The following is a 21,460-nucleotide window of genomic DNA, read 5'->3' as shown; positions in this document are numbered from 1 at the left end:
TCTGTTGCTTTTAGGGAATTCAGGCTCTCTTACTACTTCTTGCTTCATGGAGTCGCGGACCAGATCTTATACCAAGGCATACGCAAGGACCGGGAATCCAACCCAAATTAATGTATTAAACAGCAATTTTAGATATTTGCAAGTGTATATTTTCTGGATTCTGCATACAATAATATACAGCTTTATGAGTAAATATGCCCGACAAAATACTACAAGAATCCGCATTTGTACCTAAAAATGAACAAAATAACAGACGGAATGTCTAGACTTTTGGTAGGACAGGCGATATAATAAAACCATACACGTCAATATATGATTTGTACTATTATCAAGGAGGAACAACAAAAATGGCAAGAAAAATGAAGACCATGGATGGTAACCAGGCAGCAGCTCATGCGTCATATGCATATACAGAAGTTGCAGCTATTTACCCTATTACACCATCATCCGTTATGCCAGAACATGTAGATGAATGGGCTACAGAAGGCAGAAAGAACATATTTGGACAGACTGTTCAGGTAACAGAGATGCAGTCAGAAGCAGGAGCTGCTGGTGCAGTACACGGATCTCTTTCCGCTGGTGCTCTGACAACAACATTTACAGCATCTCAGGGACTGTTGTTGATGATTCCTAACTTATATAAAGTAGCAGGAGAACAGCTCCCGGGAGTATTCAATGTATCAGCACGTGCACTTGCAAGCCACGCACTGAACATCTTCGGAGATCACTCTGATGTTTACGCCTGTCGTCAGACTGGTGCAGCAATGCTTTGCGAATCCAGCGTGCAGGAAGTTATGGACTTAACACCAGTTGCACACTGTGCAGCATTAAAAGGAAAACTTCCATTCATCAACTTCTTCGATGGATTCCGTACATCACACGAGATCCAGAAGATTGAGACATGGGATTACGAAGATCTGAAAGATCTGGTAGATATGGACGCAATCGATGCATTCAGAAATCATGCACTGAATCCAAATCACCCATGCCAGAGAGGTTCAGCTCAGAACCCGGATATCTTCTTCCAGGCAAGAGAAGCATGTAACCCATACTACGACGCTATGCCGGCTATCGTACAGGAGTACATGGACAAAGTTAACGAGAAGATCGGAACAGATTACAAACTCTTCAACTACTACGGAGCAGCAGACGCAGAGAAAGTTATCATTGCTATGGGTTCTGTATGTGACACAATTGAAGAGACAATCGATTACTTAACAGCAGCTGGGGAAAAAGTTGGTGTTGTTAAGGTTCGTCTTTACAGACCATTCTGTGCACAGGCATTAATTGATGCAATTCCTGACACAGTAAAATACATCAATGTACTTGACAGAACAAAAGAACCAGGAGCTCAGGGAGAACCATTATTCCTGGATGTTGTTTCTGCATTAAAGGGATCTAAGTTCGACGCAGTACCGGTTAACGGCGGACGTTACGGATTAGGATCAAAAGATACAACACCTGCACAGATCGTTGCAGTATTCAACAACACAGACAAAGAAAGATTTACAATCGGTATCAACGATGATGTTACAAATCTTTCACTTGAAGTTGGTGCACCACTGGTTACAACACCAGAAGGAACAATCAACTGTAAGTTCTGGGGACTTGGAGCTGACGGTACTGTAGGAGCTAACAAGAACTCTATCAAGATTATCGGTGACAATACTGACATGTATGCACAGGCTTACTTCGACTATGACTCTAAGAAGTCTGGTGGTGTTACAATGTCTCACCTGCGTTTCGGTAAGAAGCCAATCAAATCTACTTACCTGATTCACAAAGCAAACTTTGTAGCATGTCACAACCCATCTTATGTTAATAAATACAACATGGTTCAGGAATTAGTTGACGGAGGAACATTCCTTCTGAACTGCTCTTGGGACATGGAAGGTCTTGAGAAACATTTACCAGGACAGGTAAAAGCATTCATCGCTGATCACAACATCAAGTTCTACACAATTGATGGTATTAAGATCGGTAAAGAGATCGGACTTGGCGGACGTATCAATACAGTCCTTCAGTCAGCATTCTTCAAACTGGCATCTATCATTCCAGAAGAAGAAGCAATTGATCTGATGAAGAAAGCTGCAAAAGCTACTTACGGAAGAAAAGGTGACAAGATCGTACAGATGAACTACGATGCTATCGATGCTGGTGCTAAGCAGGTAGTTGAGATCGAAGTACCAGAATCTTGGAAATCTTGCGAAGATGAAGGATTATTCACACCAGAAGTTAAGGGTGGAAAAGACGATGTTGTAGCATTCGTTAAGAACATCCAGGCTAAGGTTAATGCTCAGGAAGGAAATACTCTGCCAGTATCTACATTTACTGACTATGCAGATGGATCTACACCATCAGGTAGTGCAGCATATGAGAAACGTGGTATCGCAGTAGATATCCCTGTATGGCAGTCAGAGAACTGTATCCAGTGTAACCGTTGTGCATACGTTTGCCCACATGCAGTTATCCGTCCAGTAGCACTTACAGAGGACGAGCTTGCAAAAGCTCCAGAAGGAACAAAAGCTATCGATATGATCGGTATGCCAGGAATGAAATTCACTATGACTGTATCAGCTTATGACTGTACAGGATGTGGATCTTGTGTAAACGTTTGTCCAGGTAAGAAGGGTGAAAAAGCTCTTGTTATGGCAAACATGGAAGAAAATGCAGCAGAGCAGGATATCTTTGATTTCGGACGTGAGATCGAGGTTAAACCAGAAGTTGTTGCTAAATTCAAACCAGAGACAGTTAAGGGAAGCCAGTTCAAACAGCCATTACTTGAGTTCTCAGGAGCTTGTGCAGGTTGTGGAGAAACACCTTATGCAAAACTGATCACACAGTTATTCGGTGACAGAATGTACATCGCTAATGCAACAGGATGTTCTTCAATCTGGGGTAACTCTTCACCGTCTACACCATACACAATCAACTCTAAGGGACAGGGACCAGCATGGTCTAACTCACTGTTCGAAGACAATGCAGAGTTTGGATATGGTATGTTACTTGCTCAGAAAGCAATCAGAAAGAGACTGAAAGAAGAAGTTGAAACTGTTGCAGCATCAGAGCAGGCTTCAGCAGAGGTTAAGGCAGCTTGCCAGGAATACCTCGATACATTTACATGTGGTGTTACAAACGGAGATGCTACAGACAAATTAGTTGCAGCATTAGACGGATGTGACTGCGATACATGCAAAGACATCGTTAAGAACAAAGACTTCCTCGCTAAGAAATCTCAGTGGATCTTCGGTGGTGACGGATGGGCTTACGATATCGGATTCGGTGGAGTTGACCACGTATTAGCAAGTGGTGAAGACATCAACATTATGGTATTCGATACAGAGGTTTACTCTAACACAGGTGGACAGTCTTCTAAGGCTACTAAGACTGGCGCTACAGCTCAGTTCGCAGCAGGCGGAAAAGAGACTAAGAAGAAAGACCTTGCAAGCATGGCTATGAGCTACGGATATGTATACGTTGCACAGATCGCTATGGGTGGAGACTTCAACCAGACTGTAAAAGCAATTGCAGAGGCTGAGGCTTATCCAGGACCATCTCTGATCATCGCATACGCTCCATGTATCAATCATGGTATCAAGAAGGGTATGAGCAAAGCTCAGACAGAGGAACAGTTAGCAGTAGAATGCGGATACTGGAATAACTTCAGATTCAATCCTGCAGCTGAAAAGGGAAGCAAGTTTACTCTTGACAGCAAACAGCCTAAGGAAGAAGATTACCAGGCATTCCTTGATGGAGAGGTTCGTTACAACGCACTTAAGAGAGCTAATCCAGAAAAGGCTGCAAGACTCTTCGCTAAGAATGAGGCAGAGGCTATGGAAAGATACGATTACCTGTCTAAACTGACAGACCTTTACAAAGTAGAGGATTAATTGTTATCTGATTAGCAGCAAAATAGTATAAATCATGACTCCCGTGGGTTCGTAAGGATCCACGGGAGTTTTTGGTATCGCCATGCGTTCGGAAGAAGCTGCCGGTGGCAGATTATGTAGATACCAAAGTATGCAAGAGAAGTTGCCAGCGGCAAGTTCTCTGTATGTGGGCTATTCGGGTTGACAAATCTATATAAAAATGATAAAAATATTACTATATGAATAATGAGATTTGATAGAGGCGCAGGTTTCATCAGTAAGCCAGGGCAACAGACGAAGGGAAGTCTGCTCTGGAACGCCATGCGTTCGAAAGAGGCTGCCAGTGGCAGGTTCTTTCGATGAAAGGGAAAACTGCCGAAGGAAGATACCATCCCTTAAGGTATCCGTCCTGGGACGCATCAGAAGATGCTGCGGACTGTCACTTCAGCAAGTGGAGCGCTATCAGAGTATATAGAAAATATAAGATTAAAAATATGTAGTCTGTATTCCAAGTTATATAAAAATGACCAGGAAAATGTTAAATAATATAAGAATACAGGTGTAAAGCTTATAAGATGATATATGCCATGAGCAATCCACGAGGAAAATTGTTCATGGCATTTTTGTGCCAAAGTAGACAAGAGAAATTGTCACTGGATGGTTCTCTGTACTACCAGCGTGTGTCTGAAAATGCTTTCAGCAGGAATGATTTTTCAGACACACTCTAAAATATGCAGGAAAAGCGTCTATAAGAAATGATTGACAGTGAGATGCAGCCGCTGTCATATATTTCGAAAGATGCATAGGAAAAATGAAGGAGAGAGAGTTATGAGAAAAAGAAAGAAAATAGTCTTTGCTGTACTTACCTGTCTTATGATTCTTGCGTGCAGTGCAGTGACTGTACTTGCAGCAGATGGCGGGAAAGAATATGTACCAAAGATGTATTCATCATTCTGGGCTTTGGTGCCACCTATCGTGGCGATTGGCCTGGCATTGATCACAAAAGAAGTGTATAGTTCATTGTTTGTAGGAATTGCGATTGGAGGCATATTCTGGTCGAACTTCCATGCTGAGAAAGCAGTTCTTCATGTATTTGAAGATGGCATTGTTGGAGTCCTGACAGACAGCTACAATATGGGAATCCTGGTATTCCTGGTTATTCTTGGAATTATGGTCTGCATGATGAATAAGGCTGGTGGTTCAGCTGCATTCGGACGCTGGGCAAGTACTCATATTAAGACCGGAGTCGGAGCGCAGCTTGCAACAATCATACTTGGAGTACTGATCTTCATTGATGATTATTTTAACTGTCTGACAGTAGGAAGTGTCATGCGTCCAATCACAGATAAACACAATGTATCACGTGCGAAGCTGGCATATCTGATTGATGCGACAGCAGCACCGGTATGTATCATTGCACCGATTTCTTCATGGGCTGCGGCTGTAACGGGATTTGTAAAAGGCGAGGATGGATTCTCCATTTTCATGCGTGCGATTCCGTATAACTATTATGCACTGCTTACAATTCTTGCGATGGTGCTGATTGTTTTATTAAAGATTGATTATGGCCCGATGAAGCTGCATGAAGACAACGCGAAAAAGGGAGATATCTATACAACACCCGACAGACCATATGCAAATGCAGAGAACGAGACAGTAGAAGAAAAAGGTGGAGTTATTGATCTGGTGTTCCCAATCCTGATGCTGATTATTTTCTGTATCGCAGGTATGCTTTACACAGGTGGATTCTTCAGTGGTACCGGATTTGTAAAAGCATTTTCAGCCAGTGATGCATCAGTAGGACTGATGCTTGGAAGTTTCTTTGCAATGGTAGTTACGGTTGTATTTTATGCAATCAGAAAAGTATTAAAATTCCGTGAGTCCATGGAATGTATTCCGGAAGGATTTAAGGCAATGGTACCTGCAATCCTGATCCTGACATTTGCATGGACATTAAAGGCTATGACAGACAGCCTTGGCGCAGCAGAGTATGTGGCAAGTGTAATGCAGACAGCAGCAGGCGGATTACTGAACTTCCTTCCTGCAATCATTTTCCTGGTAGGATGCTTCCTTGCGTTTGCAACCGGAACCTCATGGGGAACATTCGGAATCCTGATTCCGATCGTAGTAGCGGTATTCCAGGGAACGAACGAGACGATGATGATCATCTCTATCTCAGCTTGTATGGCAGGAGCTGTGTGTGGAGATCATTGTTCGCCAATTTCCGATACAACGATTATGGCATCTGCGGGTGCGCAGTGTAATCACGTCAACCATGTCACAACACAGCTACCATATGCAGCAACCGTGGCAGTGGTATCATGCATTACATATGTGGTCGCTGGATTTGTCCAGAATGCAGTTATCTGTCTTCCAATTGGTATAGTATTGCTGGTAGTTGCTTTATTATTCATGAAAAAAAGAGCAGAAAGATAAGAAGTATGGCTGTGATATATATTTTACAGAAAGTATTTTGGGACATGTGCTGGATATTTAAATAATAAATATTAGAAGAAGCTTCAAGAATCTTGATTCGCATAAGAATATGTGAGGAGAGAAAACTTGAAGCTTTTTTGATACTATATATATCCATACACAACTACCTTTTTAATGCAGAATAGCAAGAAAGGTGTTATAATATCTTGCATGAGTGGCAATTGTTCCGGTAAAGATAACAAGTGTAACGATTGCAGACGAAAGGAGAACATAAGAATTCATGAGTGTAAAAGAATTAAGTGCTTACGAATTAGTAAAAGAAGAAGAATTAAAAGGGATTAAGTCCCACGGAATGCTGTTAAAGCATAAAAAAAGCGGGGCCAGAATCTTACTGATAGAAAATGACGATGACAACAAAGTATTCAATATCGGGTTCCGTACACCACCGTCAGACAGTACAGGAGTTCCGCATATCATGGAACATTCGGTTCTGTGTGGTTCGGAGAACTTTCCGGCAAAGGATCCGTTTGTAGAGCTGGTAAAAGGATCCCTGAATACATTCTTAAATGCGATGACATATCCGGACAAGACAGTATATCCGGTAGCAAGCTGTAATGACAAAGATTTCCAGAATCTGATGCATGTATATATGGATGCCGTATTCTATCCGAATATTTACCAGCATGAAGAGATCTTCCGCCAGGAAGGCTGGAGTTATAAGATGGATTCCATGGAAGACGATCTGGCTTATAACGGCGTTGTATATAATGAGATGAAAGGAGCGTTCTCTTCGCCGGAAGGAGTGCTGGACAGAGTCGTATTGAATACCCTGTTCCCGGATACTTCCTATGCGAATGAATCAGGTGGGGATCCGGAAGTAATACCGGAGCTGACGTATGAACAGTTCCTTGATTTCCACAGAAGATATTACCATCCATCGAACAGCTACATTTACCTGTATGGAAATATGAACATGGAAGAAAAACTGAACTGGCTGGATCAGGAATATCTGAGCAAATTCGATTATGCGCCGGTAGATTCTAAGATCCGTTATCAGGAACCGTTCAAAGAAGTAATTGAAAAAGAGATGCCATATTCCATAGCAAGCGATGAATCGGAAGAGGATAATACGTACATTTCTTACAATAAGGTAATCGGAACCAGCCTGGATGAAAAATTATATCTGGCATTTGAAGTGCTGGATTATGCACTTTTATCAGCACCTGGAGCACCACTTAAAAGAGCGCTTACAGATGCGGAAATTGGAAAAGATATCATGGGCTCTTATGATAATGGAATCTATCAGCCGATCTTTTCTGTGATAGCCAAGAATGCGAATGCAGAGCAAAAAGAAGCATTTGTAAATGTTATCGAAGATACATTAAAAGATATCGTGGCAAACGGTATGGATCAGAAAGCACTCGAAGCAGGTATCAATTACAATGAATTCCGTTACAGAGAGGCTGACTTTGGGGGCTATCCAAAGGGACTGATGTATGGTCTTCAGATCATGGACAGCTGGTTATATGATGATGAGAAGCCATTTATCCATATCGAGGCACTGGATACATTTGAGTTCTTAAAAGCACAGGTAGGAACCGGATATTACGAAGGACTGATCCAGAAATATCTGTTAGATAATACACATGGAGCGATTGTTCTGATTAAGCCGGAAAAAGGCCGTACGGCAAGAATGGATAAAGAACTGCAGGAAAAATTACAGGCATATAAGGAAAGCCTTACAGAAGAAGAGAAAAAAGAACTGGTAGAGCGTTCGGCTGCACTGGAAGAGTATCAGTCAGCGCCGGATGCAGTAGAAGATCTGGAGAAGATTCCGGTTCTTTCAAGAGAAGATATTTCAAGAGATATCGAGCCGATTATCAATGAAGAGATGAAGATTGCAGATGTACCGGTGATCTTCCACGAAATCGAGACAAACGGCATAGGATACATGGATGTATTATTTGATATGTCCGGGGTAGAAGAAGCTGATCTTCCATATGTCGGAATTCTGCAGGGCGTACTTGGAATTATTGATACAGAAAACTATAAATACGGAGAACTTTTTAATGAGATCAATGTGCATACCGGTGGAATCGGAACTTCACTGGAGCTGTATACAGACATTTCCAAAGTACCGGAAAAGGAATTCAAAGCAACATTTGAAATCAAAGGAAAAGCGTTATACCAGAAGCTGCCAGTGGTATTTGCTATGATGAAAGAGATACTGACACGTTCAAAATTCGAAGATACAAAGCGTGTAAAAGAGATTCTTGCAATGCAAAAATCAAGACTTCTTATGAAGTTCCAGTCTTCCGGACATACAACAGCAGTTCTTCGTGCGATGTCTTATGCATCACCGTCTTCCAAATTAAAAGACATGACAAGTGGTATCGAGTTCTATGATAAAATTGCATATATCGAAGAACATTTTGAAGAGGAAAAAGACGGGCTGGTAGAGAAACTTCAGATGCTGGCACACAAGCTGTTCCGTGCGGATAATATGATGATCAGCTACACGGCTGCAAAAGAAGGGCTTGAAGGTATGGAAGAACAGGTAGAAGACCTGAAAGCAGCATTGTTTGATGATCCGGTTGAAGAGACCAGATGTGTCTTGCATTGTGAGATGAAAAATGAAGGCTTTAAGACAGCCTCAAAAGTACAGTATGTAGCAAGAACCGGTAACTTTATCGATAACGGGGCAGAGTATACGGGAGCACTGCAGATTCTGAAAGTAATTTTAAGTTATGATTACCTGTGGCAGAATGTCCGTGTCAAAGGTGGTGCTTACGGCTGCATGAGCGGATTCAGCCGTACCGGAGAAGGATATTTCGTATCTTACCGTGACCCGAATCTGGAAAGAACGATGGAAGTCTATGAAGGTATCGCGGACTATCTGAGAAACTTTACCGTGAGTGACCGTGATATGAATAAATATATCATCGGAACAATGAGTAATCTCGATCAGCCGATGAACCCATCTGCCAAGGGAGACCGTTCATTTAATCTGTATATGAATAAAGTAAGTGCGGAGACCATCAAAAGGGAACGTCTGCAGATCCTGGAAGCAGGACAGGAAGATATCAGAAAGCTTGCAGAGGTTGTAGAGGCTGTGATGAAGGCCGGACAAATCTGCGTAATCGGAAGCGAAGAGAAGATAGAAGAAGCAAAAGATATGTTCAAAAAAGTGACAACATTTTAGGAAATATGTCAGATCTGTAAGAAGCTGCTGCCGGCAGTTTCTTACGGACTGTGATGCGTATAAAAGGTTACAGAATAGATAAAAGGACAGGAGAATATATGAAAAAAGATTATAAATCAGGATTTGTAACACTGATCGGACGTCCAAATGTGGGAAAATCAACGTTGATGAACCAGTTGATCGGACAGAAGATTGCGATCACATCGAATAAACCACAGACAACACGTAACCGTATCCAGACCGTTCTTACAACGGATGACGGTCAGATCGTATTCGTAGATACACCGGGTATCCATAAAGCGAAGAATAAGCTTGGCGAATATATGGTAAATGTGGCAGAGCGTACATTGAACGAAGTGGATGTCGTTCTCTGGCTGGTAGAGCCGACTACATTTATCGGAGCAGGAGAGCAGCATATCATCAGCCAGCTTAAGAAAGTGAAGACACCGGTCGTTCTGGTTATCAATAAGATTGACAGCGTGAAAAAGGAAGACGTACTTCCGGCTATCGCAGCTTACAAAGATGTGTATGATTTTGCAGAGATCGTTCCGGTATCTGCAAGAAATGGAGATAACACGGACGAGCTTGTAAAAGTCATCATGAAATATCTTCCATACGGACCGCAGTTCTACGATGAAGATACGATTACAGACCAGCCGGAGCGCCAGATCGTGGCAGAACTGATTCGTGAAAAAGCACTGCACTGCCTGCAGGAAGAGATTCCACATGGTATAGCAGTTGCCATCGACAGTATGAAAGTAAGAAATAAAGTGATGCACATTGATGCAACGATCATCTGTGAACGTGATTCCCACAAGGGAATAATTATTGGTAAAAAAGGAAGTATGTTGAAAAAAATCGGAAGCACTGCCCGTTATGAGATTGAAAAAATGCTGGATCAGCAGGTAAATCTCAAGCTCTGGGTCAAAGTTAAGAAGGACTGGAGAGACAGTGAATTCCTGATGAAAAATTTTGGATACCGGGAAGACGAATAAAAAACAGTGTCCGTGGGAGAACCTAATCTTGGAGCTTGTTTGGAAAATCATTTCTGCAGGTTGTGTCTGCATTGTGCGATACATTTTGTAGAAAGGCTTTTTTGAAACTCGTTTTAGCTAAGGATGAGGTGATCATATGGAAGAGTACTGGGACAGATTCAAAGCAACGGGAAAGATAGAAGATTATCTGTATTATAAAGAAATGGAGGCCGGAAAAAAGAATCTCCGGCCGGGGAGAGATACTATTGGTAAATCAGATTACACTGACTGGCATGATACTGGCAGCAGCACCTATAGGGGAATATGACAGACGGGTGGTAATACTGACCAGGGAAAGAGGAAAAATCTCTGCATTTGCACGCGGCGCAAGAAGGCCGAACAGTGCACTGATGGGGGTGACAAGTCCTTTTTCGTTTGGAGAGTTTACGGTATATGAGGGGCGGACATCCTATACATTGGTGTCGGCCTCTATTTCCAATTATTTTCAGGAACTGCGTACGGATGTGGAAGGAGCTTATTACGGGTTTTATTTTATGGATCTGGCAGGATATTATGCCCGTGAGGCGAATGATGAGACGGAGATGTTAAAGCTCCTTTACCAGACGCTTCGGGCACTTACGAATCCGCATATTCCAAATGCACTGATCCGCTGCATCTATGAACTTAAAGCGGTCACGGTAAACGGGGAAGGACCACAGGTGATGGAATGCATGATGTGCGGGGACAGAGAAAGGGATAAGATATTCAGTGTCCGAAGAGGTGGTGTACTATGTACGCAGTGTGCCGGCAGCCACATAGCTGATGGAATGAGACTGCTTCCGTCTACGTTATATACATTGCAATATATCGTGTGCTCGCCGGTTGAGAAGCTGTATAACTTTGTAGTGAAGGATGAAGTGTTAAAAGAATTACAGAAACTGACCAAAGCATATCTGGATGAATATCTCGGAAAACACTTCAAATCATTGGATATATTGGAAACAATTGTGCGATAAGGCTTGAAAACACGGATGGCAGACGCTATAATTAATTACAATTATGGATATGGGAAGTGTGAAAAATTAGTTTTGACACTTACATATTAATATTTTAGAAGGTGAGGATAAAAAAGATGGCAGAAAAGACTATGGATAAGATCGTTTCATTGGCGAAAGCAAGAGGATTTGTATATCCGGGATCTGAGATCTATGGCGGGCTTGCAAATACATGGGATTATGGTAATCTCGGAGTAGAACTGAAAAACAACGTAAAAAAAGCATGGTGGAAGAAATTTATTCAGGAATCTCCATTCAACGTAGGTGTAGACTGTGCAATTCTTATGAACCCACAGACATGGATCGCAAGTGGACATCTTGGAGGATTCAGTGATCCTCTGATGGATTGTAAACAGTGCCACGAACGTTTCCGTGCAGATAAAGTAATTGAAGACTATTGTGCAGAGAACAATATCGAACTGGATGGTGCAGTAGATGCATGGAGCCAGGAGGAGATGAAGAACTTTATTGATGAACATAACGTTCCATGTCCGACTTGCGGAAAGCATGATTTTACAGATATCCGTCAGTTTAACCTGATGTTCAAGACATTCCAGGGAGTAACAGAGGATGCAAAGAATACTGTATACCTCCGTCCGGAGACTGCACAGGGAATCTTTGTAAACTTTAAAAATGTACAGCGTACATCTAGAAAGAAACTGCCATTTGGTATTGGTCAGATCGGTAAATCATTCCGTAACGAGATCACACCAGGTAACTTTACATTCCGTACAAGAGAATTCGAACAGATGGAGCTTGAGTTCTTCTGCAAACCGGATACAGACCTTGAGTGGTTTGATTACTGGAAGAAGTTCTGCCTGAACTGGCTGTCTTCATTAGGACTGAAAGATGATGAAGTACGTTACCGTGATCATGATAAAGAAGAGCTTTCTTTCTACAGTAAGGCAACAACAGACGTTGAGTTCTTATTCCCGTTCGGATGGGGAGAACTGTGGGGAATTGCTGACCGTACAGATTATGACTTAACACAGCATCAGAACGTATCCGGACAGGATCTGACATATTTTGATGATGAGACAAAAGAAAAATACATCCCATACGTAATTGAGCCATCACTTGGAGCAGACCGTATGGTACTTGCATTCCTTTGCAGTGCTTATGATGAAGAAGAGATCGGAACAGAAGAGAAGCCTGATACACGTACAGTTCTTCACTTCCATCCGGCACTTGCACCAGTGAAGATTGGTGTGCTTCCGCTTTCTAAGAAGCTGAACGAAGGCGCAGAAAAAGTATTTGCACAGTTAAGTAAGAAGTACAACTGTGAGTATGATGACCGTGGAAATATCGGGAAACGTTACCGCCGTCAGGATGAGATCGGAACACCATTCTGTGTAACATACGATTTCGATTCTGAAGAGGATGGAGCAGTAACTGTCCGTGACAGAGATACCATGGAGCAGGAAAGAATCAAGATTGAAGATCTGGATGCTTATTTTGAGAAGAAATTTGAGTGGTAAAATAGCAGGTATAATAAAAGGACGAGTCAATAAATGGCTCGTCCTTTTGTTATACTTTTTTTAATATATCATGTAAAAAGGTAGAGTGGAAGAAATTATTTGGAAGTGAATTGACGTTGTATCGGAATGAGCATCTGATATAATTTTTATATAAGCAATATGTAGGCAGATTTTGTGGAGAGTTGGAGGGAGAATATGAACAAAGATATGAGCCAGACGGAAATATGTCACAGATATAATATTGAAAAATGTATGGATGCTGAAGATTTCATAAGCTATATATTTCCGTATTGCAGAAGCACATCGCAGAGATGGAAAGAGGAATTTATCACACTTCTTGATGAAGATATTGATACTGAAAATAAAACGATTAAAAAAGGGATTATAACAGATATTTTTAATATTTCAGATTTGGAAAAAAGAAAAGAAATGGTAATTCATGAATTTGGAAATGATGAATGGGAGGATGGAAAAAGGATATATGATAATTATTTTGCAAAAGTAGAATCGGCCAGAGAATTTGTGGTTAATCGTAATGAAAAGCTAGCAGCTTTATCAGGGGGAAGTTTTACAAGAAATACATTGAAAAACTGGAAAAATGGATGCGGCAAACCAAGAAACAGGGATGTTGTTATCAAATTAGCATTCTGGTCCAGGCTTACGATTGAAGAAACAAATAAATTATTGGATTGTGCGGGAATGCCTGAGTTATATATAAAGGGAAAGAATAGTACGCAATGTACAAAAAACAGTATATCTGATTTGGTATATATTCATATGCTAAATCATGGCATGTATTCTTTTGAGGATGCAAAGAATTTAATTGAGATTATAAATAAAGAAGCAAAAACCATATTAAGTGAAAATCTTAGAAATCCCCAATATGATAATACGAAGAGCCTTGAAGAGGTCTTTTATAAAAAGAAAATCGAAAATTTAGAGGGATTGAAGGAGTTTTTTTATAAAAATGTTATAGATCTTGTGTGCAGTTATAAAACATTCTGTGGTCTTTTGGTAAAAAAATTTGGAGATAAATATATGATTAAAAAGAGGTGTAAGGGTAATTGGGAAAGGGAAAAAGATTCTATCAGGGAATTTACAGAAAGCAAAGTCAGGAAGGAATATAGCTGGAGAGAGGGTTTAAGAAGAGTATTATATATGGCTTATAAGATAGAAACGGAAAAAAAGCATCAAGAAAACAATTTTCTACGGAAACATATTATCGTACTAGGGTTGATTTTGAATGAAAACAGAATAGGAATTAACAATTTATTAAAGTTATGTAAAGAGCCGCCATTGTATGACCGTGATTATACAGAATGTATCGTGATAAATGCTACCGACGAACAAGATGGGGAAGTAAAATCAAAAAGGACGTGTCCAATTTGGTATATGGTTAAAAACCTGGAGGATGTGCAGATGATGAAATATTATGATCCGCATTGCGAGAAAATTGAGCATTTTCGTGAAAAATTAAAAGCCGGCTTATTGAAGTATGAAACGATATATTATAAATATAAAGAAAATGGAGAGGACATTCATTTAAAAAATGCATATGATAGCCATGTATGTGTAATAACTGCTTTGAAGGCATTACAAACATATGAGTGGATTAAGAATATTTATAAAGAAGTGGAGAAAAGAATTCCGGACAAAGAAAAGGAAAAAGAGAATGACAGATTAATTGACTGGTTTCCGGAGAAGCGTCTTTTTGAATATCTGGTGGAGCATGTGATGGAAAAGGCGAGAGAGGAAAAGTAGGGGAGAGAAAGTATAATGGGATTTCTTTTGGTTTATGAGAATAGAAATATAAGATTTTATTATATGAAAGAGTTTAGAGAAGAAGGAACATATTCTGTTGGAAGGATAGATGAGGAAAAGAAGATTTATCCAGATATTAGTTTTGATCCGGAATCTCAATCAATTAGCAGAAAACAGGGAAGTATATCCGTGTTGTATGGGCAATTATACTATACAGAAAAACATAATAATAATCCGACACATTTGAATAATTATATACTGAATGATGAGACGTTTCAAATGGCCAATGATGGAAGTGTATATAATGTATTTTCATTTATGCATTCAGATGGCTATCCGATAGCATTCATGTTTTTAGTTGACAATGAAGAGTGGAATTATGAGGAATTAGAGGGGGATGATATAAAAATAGGTGGAAGTAATGAAGCGGATGTATATATAGAGGAGCTGCCAGAGGAGCTTATGGAACTTGATAATGTTGACGGGCATTATTTTATACATGTGAAAGAAGAGGAATTAGAAAAATTCTGGTATATTGATGATAATAATGATTTTATAGAATTACATAGAAATATGAGGTTAGAATGGGATAAAACATACCGATTTTTATACAACGACGAGTATTTATTCATAGTAGGGGGAAGAACTATTTTATATGGCAAAGTATAATATAGAATTGAGTGCAGCAGGAGAGACGAGAAAAGGCAGTGCATGTACAATTAATGAAGATAATTTTCAGGTTGGAAATTACTATAAGAAGAAATATTCGAAAGACCATGATGCGTATGTTATTGAAAGATTAGATGGATGCAGGTATATGATAACTTCTGTGTATGATGGAATAGGAGGCGGAGGAGTAGGTAAAGTAGCTTCGTCCTATGCTGCGGAAGACACTTATCTAATGCAGAAAAAATTGGAAGATAAGTTATCCGGAAAAGAAGTATCATGTGTTATGCAATATTTTTTTCAGTCAGTTAATAACCGAATAGTAAGAAATCAGGAGAAAATTACTGGAACAACGGGTGTGATTTGCGTTGTAGATCGGAAGAAAAGAAAGGCCAGATTCTACTGGAGCGGGGATTCGAGAGGTTACCTGTATAGAAACCAGTGTCTTTTTCAGATAACAAAGGATCAAAATGTAGAAGAGAGGATAAAAGAACAAAGTTATTGGATGCGAAAAGATTTTAGATATATGGAACAGGCAAAATATTTAACTGGATTTATAGGAAATGATCTATGTGGCTATGAATTTGAGCCGTTGAAAAGTTCTTGGATTTCGCTCAGAGATGATGACAGGATTCTTTTATTAACGGATGGAATTTCAGAAGTATGCAGTGAAAGAGAATTAGAAAAAGAGATACAAAAAAGCAAAAGCAACATAGATTGTTGTGAAAAAATAATTAAAATGGCACGGGCATACGGATCTGAGGATGATATGACAATTGTAAGTGTAAGAATACAAAGTTGAGGTGAAAATATGTACGATAAATGCGATTCGTTGCCAGATTTTGATTCGGAGAAGGCATCGACAATAAAAAATGCAGAAGCGATAAAAGAGGAAGAAGCGATAGAAGAAGCGAGAAAACAGGCGGTTATAAAAAAATATTTAAAGAATGGAAACGGAACACTGGAAAAAATCGGGAGCGGATCAGGTGGAAGAAACAGTGTCTTTAAAGTTCCTTGTTTTGAGATAACAGATGATTTTCAGGCAGTGAAGATCATTCCTTACATAACCAAAGAGATAGATGCAGCAGATTGGATGGAATTAGCCTTAATGAAATATAAAAAGAGTCTGATATCTGAAGAGGAGAAGAAAAAGAATAATCCGGCACAAGAAGAAATTAGCAACTTTTTGGAAGCAACAAAAAGTTGCAGGAATGTTATTCCTTTAAAGGGATTTGATTTCTTGATATGGGAGTGCGGAGAATATTCTAAAATTGGATTGGATTATGTATTAAAAATGCCGGTTGCAGAATGTTTAGATGAGAAAATGAAGAAATTCCATTACAAAAAAATGGAAGATAAAGAAGTAGAAGAATTGGTAATTCAGATAGGAATAGATTTGTGTACTGCTTTGGAAGATTTACATAATAGAAAAATCATACACCGTGATATAAAACCCGCAAACATATATTGGTACAAGAATCAATATTGTCTGGGGGATTTTGGAATTTCTACTGAAAACAGAAATGTGCAAAATTGGGAAGTGGGAACCAGAGATTATTGGTCACCAGAGCAGGCGGATCCTCTTTTTCATAATGAATTTGATGGAAGAATGGATATTTATTCTTTAGGATTGGTATTATATGAATTGGTGGACAGACAGCCTATGCATGTACATTATGATCAAAGAATAGGAAAAAAATATTTACCGGAATTGAAAAGATGTTCTGAGGGACTAAATCGTATTTTGCAAAAAGCATGTCAGTTTTATCCGGAAGAACGGTTCCAGACGGCTGCCGATTTTAAAAAGGAGCTGGAAAGAATAAAAGAGAATCCGAAGTATATTTATGAAGAAGATAAAATATTAAGTAAATCAGATGCAAACACAACACTTCAGCGTTCAAAAGTTGTACAGAGCCCTTTTAAAAGACCGGATAAAAAAGACCAGAAAAATTCTGGAAAAATGAAAAAAGAACTTACACCGGAAGCGTTGTGGAATGCGGGAAAATTCTGGTATGAAGAAAGTTCTAAAAAAGACAGCAGGTTTGGTGATTTTAATATTGATGAAAAAATCATGCCATTATCAGTTGAATGTGAAAAAGGGAATACTGATTTGCCAATCAATATTTGTAAGGAGAATGAAAAGGACTCAAAGAATCTTGGCGAATACATTTCCGTGATTGAAGAAATTCATAATATGTATTTGATTGGAGAAGGAGGCATGGGAAAAACAACGGCTCTTTACTCCATTATGAAGAAAGTGTATGAAAAGAATCATTATATCAAGAATAAAAAAAGAACAATAATTCCGGTTTTTATTGAACTGTCAAAAGCTCCGGTCAGATATGTAAAGGCATATGAATCATTTCGTTCTACCTTTATACGCAGGTATATGTACTTTTTGATCATGACTCGGAATGAACAATATAATAATGCTGAAATAGAAAAGGTATTTCGTAATATCATGGAGACGGACGATCAAAAAGCCGTAGAAAAGATAGATGAACTTTTAATGAATCATAGCGGAGATGTTCAGTATTTGTTACTTCTTGATGGGTTAAATGAGGTATCTCAAAAACAATTAATAAAAGATGCCAGTGGTGACAGTGGATCAGCAGAGGAAATGATTATAGAAGAGATACAGAGATTATTAAAATACGAAAATGTCAAAATAATCATAACCAGCCGTGCAGATGAGATACCAGAGATTGAAAATGCCTTGGAGAAATATTATTTAATTGGTTTGAAAAATAAAGTTATAAAAGAATACCTGGCAAGTAATCATGTAGCGGTTAAAGGAAAACTGGAAGATAATGAACGCTTGATCAATACATTGAAGAATCCTTTTTTCCTGAAAATGTATTGTAAATTGTATTCGACGGAAGGTGTATCGACGCCGGGGGAAGTTTTGCATGCTTTTTTTAGTGAACGAAGTGGAAAATATTCTGTACGCCAAAGGATTAAGGAAATCAGTAAAGACCAACATACATTTCAGGCACCGCATACACGTAATTTTATTACAGAAAAAATGCAGTGGTTCATTTTAGACTTCCTGCTTCCGGCAATTGGATGGCATATGGTTAAGCATGAATACTACTTTTTGGACAGAAATTCTGTTAAAGCAATCTGGGACAGAATTCTGAAGAGCGAAGAGGATGCGGATATATGTGGAAAATACGGAAGAAAATTTTTTGATATATATCATGGAGAAAAAGGACGAACATTCAATATAAAATCCTGTGCAGATCAGATATTGGCATTGGGAGTGGATGGAAATTATACACAGGAACTTATAGATTACTGCGTATATTCATTGGGGGTACTTGGGGTAAAAGATGAAAGCGTTTGCTTTATACATCAACACATCAGAGACTATTTTGCTTCGATGAAAATTATTACAGATATGAAATTGTCTGTGTATGTATCAGAGGAAAGCAGTGAAAAAGGAATTGGATGTCTGAAAGTAATAAATGAAGATTTAATCAATACGGATACATTACATCTATGTGGAGAAATTTTAGGAGAATATCGGAATTGCCAAAGTACGGGTGGTTCATTGATTGAGCAGACATTGAAGCTGTATCGAAAACGGTTTGAACCGGAACAATACGTAGGATATGGGGTACATAATTTGCTGGCAATGATTTATGAATCTAGAAAATCATTGGCAGATGTAGATTTGTCATATCTGGATTTGCGGAAATGCAGGTTTTATAATGTTGAATTAAAGCGGGCAGATATGACGGGTGCGCTGATAAATCATGATAACCTATTTCAGGATAATAATCATGGACAGATTTTAAAAACCGCATTTTCTGCAAATGGAGAATTTGTTTATATTGGAAGAGAAGACGGAACCGTGTCTTTGTGGCATCGTAAGACATTATCATACATAAAAAATATCAAAAAATGTTTATTCAGAATTATCAATATTTCGGTTACGGAACAGTATATAGCTATTTCTACAGAGGGAGGTACAGAAATTCTTGATACCGAAAATTATCATTTAATTAAAAAAGTTGGAGCATATAATGCAGTGTTTTCACCAGACGGAAAATATATTGCGTTAGCATTCAGATGGAAAAGAGTACAAGTGTGTGACACAAAGAATTTTACATGTCAATGTAAATTAGACTGTATTGAAAACCCTGAGATGTGGGTAAGGGGAATAGATCTGATGGTATTTTCACCAGACAGTAAATATATCGCATTAGCAGCCGGAAGCAATAGAGGGGCGAAAAAATATTTATTAGATCAATTTACAGGAGATTCTTTAGAGGATGAATTCAGAATTAAAATTTGGAATATAGAATTAAAAAAATGTATTGCAATATCAAAAGAAACATATTTTATATCTAATAAAATTTCCAATATAGATTTTAGTTCTGATGGGAGGAAGATACTGGTTAATAAGGTACACGATGAAGAGATAGAAATCTATTCTTTTGATGCTGAACGTAGAGAAATTAAACGGATGGATTCAATAGATGTTAGTAAAGAATCTAAAGAAAAAATAAAAGGGATCAGAAAAGCTAAATTTATAGATCATGATTCATGTATAGTAGCTGGAACAGAAAATGGTGAAGTTGTATTCATTGATTATAAAAAGTTTATGAAAGAAAGGAAAAACTATTATTACAAAACTAATGAACACATATGGAGAATAACAGATATTAGTAAAGGGGAAGATGAAAATCACTTTTATGTGATAACCTCATCGCTTGATCACAGCGCAAGATTATGGGATATTAAAAAAAGAAAATGTGAAGGTTCATTTACAAATATGCGGTTATCTGGTTATGTGTTTGCTGTTTATATTGAAGATGGAAAATATGTCGTTACTTCAGGACAGGGCAATCACATATTGCTATGGGACACCATGACCGGGAAGTGCGTGGATTCTATTGGAGATTTTCAATATAATACATGGATTATTGCATATAATAAGAAAAAGAAACAGATAGCGGTTTCGTTGTTGGATGGAAGTGTAGTGTTATATGATTTTGATGATACAGAGCATATTTTTAGATATGTAAAAAAGGTAAAGATGCAAGATGATTACATTGACACTTTGGAATATGATCTGGAAGGAAAGCATATTTTAGTAGCTTCTCTTAGACAACCTTTAGTGGTATATGATATCAATAAAGAAAAGGTAAGTTATATCTTTAATAAAGAAGCAGATTTTTGTGGAAGTGCGACTTTTGCTGACCCATTCGGAGAGAAAATTTGGGCTGGGACTTTTTGGGGAGGACTGACTTTGTTTGAAACAAGTTCCAGTAAAAAAATAAGAGAAATAGATAAAACAGGAATGCCTGAATGTGAATTACATAGAATGACGAAAAGGAAAATAAAAAATTATGATCAGGAAAACTATTCTTATAAAAATGTGAAAAGCTTATATGTTGATTGGAAAAATAATTTTTTATATGTTTACAAATGGGGAGACTTCTTCGAGGTATGGGATTTAAAACATGAAAAATGTAATGTATTTATAGAGATGGATAGGGATGAAACTGCTGTGCAGGCCAATAAAATAGCTGTAAGTGCCGACGGAAAATACATAGTTTTTGGAACATCCATGCCATGGCTTAATATTTATGAAACAGGGAAGGACTGGGCGTGTAAATACCAAATAATAAAGAATAAAGGAAACTTACAGAAAATACAAAGAGTTCACAAGTTCCATCAGAAATCAAATCATTATGAAAATATGGTGTTGAGTGTTGAGTTTAGTCCGGATAATAAAGGAATGCTTACATCATTATGCGATGGAACTGTAAAGCTATGGAAGTTCCCGGAAAAAGAAAATGAGAACATATTAGAAGAATCGAAAATATTAAAATGTATTCCAGGACTAAAAACACAGGGAATAATTTTCAAGGATATACATCCAAAATCAGATATTTCAGATGAAGATATAGAATGTATAAAAATGTATGGTGGAATAACGGAATAGATATTATACATAAAAAATAACAGAATGCTCAAAAAATCAGCTCTTCAAACCGGATGAATCTTA

10 protein-coding genes and 1 riboswitch are annotated in these 21,460 nt (G+C 38.6%); all 10 genes read left to right on the top strand.

Features of this window, described 5'->3' with window-relative positions; all coding sequences use genetic code 11:
* The first annotated feature begins 347 nt into the window (after positions 1-347).
* The 10 genes from nifJ to ACWJAF_RS11575 all read left to right on the top strand — a co-directional run bounded on the left by nifJ (position 348) and on the right by ACWJAF_RS11575 (position 21,397).
* Positions 348-3,890 (top strand): pyruvate:ferredoxin (flavodoxin) oxidoreductase, encoded by a 3,543-nt coding sequence (nifJ, locus tag ACWJAF_RS11620; RefSeq protein ID WP_296093813.1) that lies wholly within the window; start codon positions 348-350, stop codon positions 3,888-3,890.
* A gap of 228 nt (positions 3,891-4,118) precedes the next feature.
* Positions 4,119-4,339: riboswitch (Lysine riboswitch) on the top strand.
* A 358-nt stretch (positions 4,340-4,697) separates the two neighbouring features.
* Positions 4,698-6,305 (top strand): Na+/H+ antiporter NhaC family protein, encoded by a 1,608-nt coding sequence (locus ACWJAF_RS11615; RefSeq protein ID WP_296032657.1) that lies wholly within the window; start codon positions 4,698-4,700, stop codon positions 6,303-6,305.
* 280 nt (positions 6,306-6,585) lie between these two features.
* Complete coding sequence (locus tag ACWJAF_RS11610) at positions 6,586-9,507, top strand: insulinase family protein (protein WP_448864119.1); 2,922 nt, start codon at positions 6,586-6,588, stop codon at positions 9,505-9,507.
* Positions 9,508-9,605: 98 nt separating this feature from the next.
* Positions 9,606-10,502 (top strand): GTPase Era, encoded by an 897-nt coding sequence (gene era / locus ACWJAF_RS11605; RefSeq protein ID WP_296032662.1) that lies wholly within the window; start codon positions 9,606-9,608, stop codon positions 10,500-10,502.
* A 245-nt stretch (positions 10,503-10,747) separates the two neighbouring features.
* On the top strand, positions 10,748-11,497 hold the full coding sequence (gene recO / locus ACWJAF_RS11600) for a DNA repair protein RecO (protein ID WP_296032664.1): 750 nt from the start codon (positions 10,748-10,750) through the stop codon (positions 11,495-11,497).
* Positions 11,498-11,613: 116 nt separating this feature from the next.
* Positions 11,614-13,014 carry a glycine--tRNA ligase gene (locus ACWJAF_RS11595; protein WP_296032666.1) on the top strand — a complete coding sequence of 467 codons (1,401 nt, stop codon included), beginning with the start codon at positions 11,614-11,616 and terminating at the stop codon, positions 13,012-13,014.
* Between the two features lie 195 nt (positions 13,015-13,209).
* Entirely contained in the window at positions 13,210-14,775 is a 1,566-nt protein-coding gene (locus ACWJAF_RS11590) for a hypothetical protein (RefSeq protein WP_448864116.1), read from the top strand.
* 63 nt (positions 14,776-14,838) lie between these two features.
* Positions 14,839-15,444, top strand: a complete 606-nt coding sequence (locus ACWJAF_RS11585) for a hypothetical protein (RefSeq protein WP_448864114.1) — start codon at positions 14,839-14,841, stop codon at positions 15,442-15,444.
* Entirely contained in the window at positions 15,431-16,243 is an 813-nt protein-coding gene (locus tag ACWJAF_RS11580; RefSeq protein ID WP_448864111.1) for a PP2C family protein-serine/threonine phosphatase, read from the top strand. Before ACWJAF_RS11585 ends, ACWJAF_RS11580 begins: the two co-directional genes overlap by 14 nt.
* Before the next feature lie 9 nt (positions 16,244-16,252).
* On the top strand, positions 16,253-21,397 hold the full coding sequence (locus tag ACWJAF_RS11575; RefSeq protein WP_448864108.1) for a protein kinase domain-containing protein: 5,145 nt from the start codon (positions 16,253-16,255) through the stop codon (positions 21,395-21,397).
* Positions 21,398-21,460 lie beyond the last annotated feature (63 nt).

This window comes from Dorea sp., from assembly GCF_977044405.1.
Note: the sequence above shows the minus strand (reverse complement) of the source record. Positions and strands in the feature narration are given on the sequence as shown.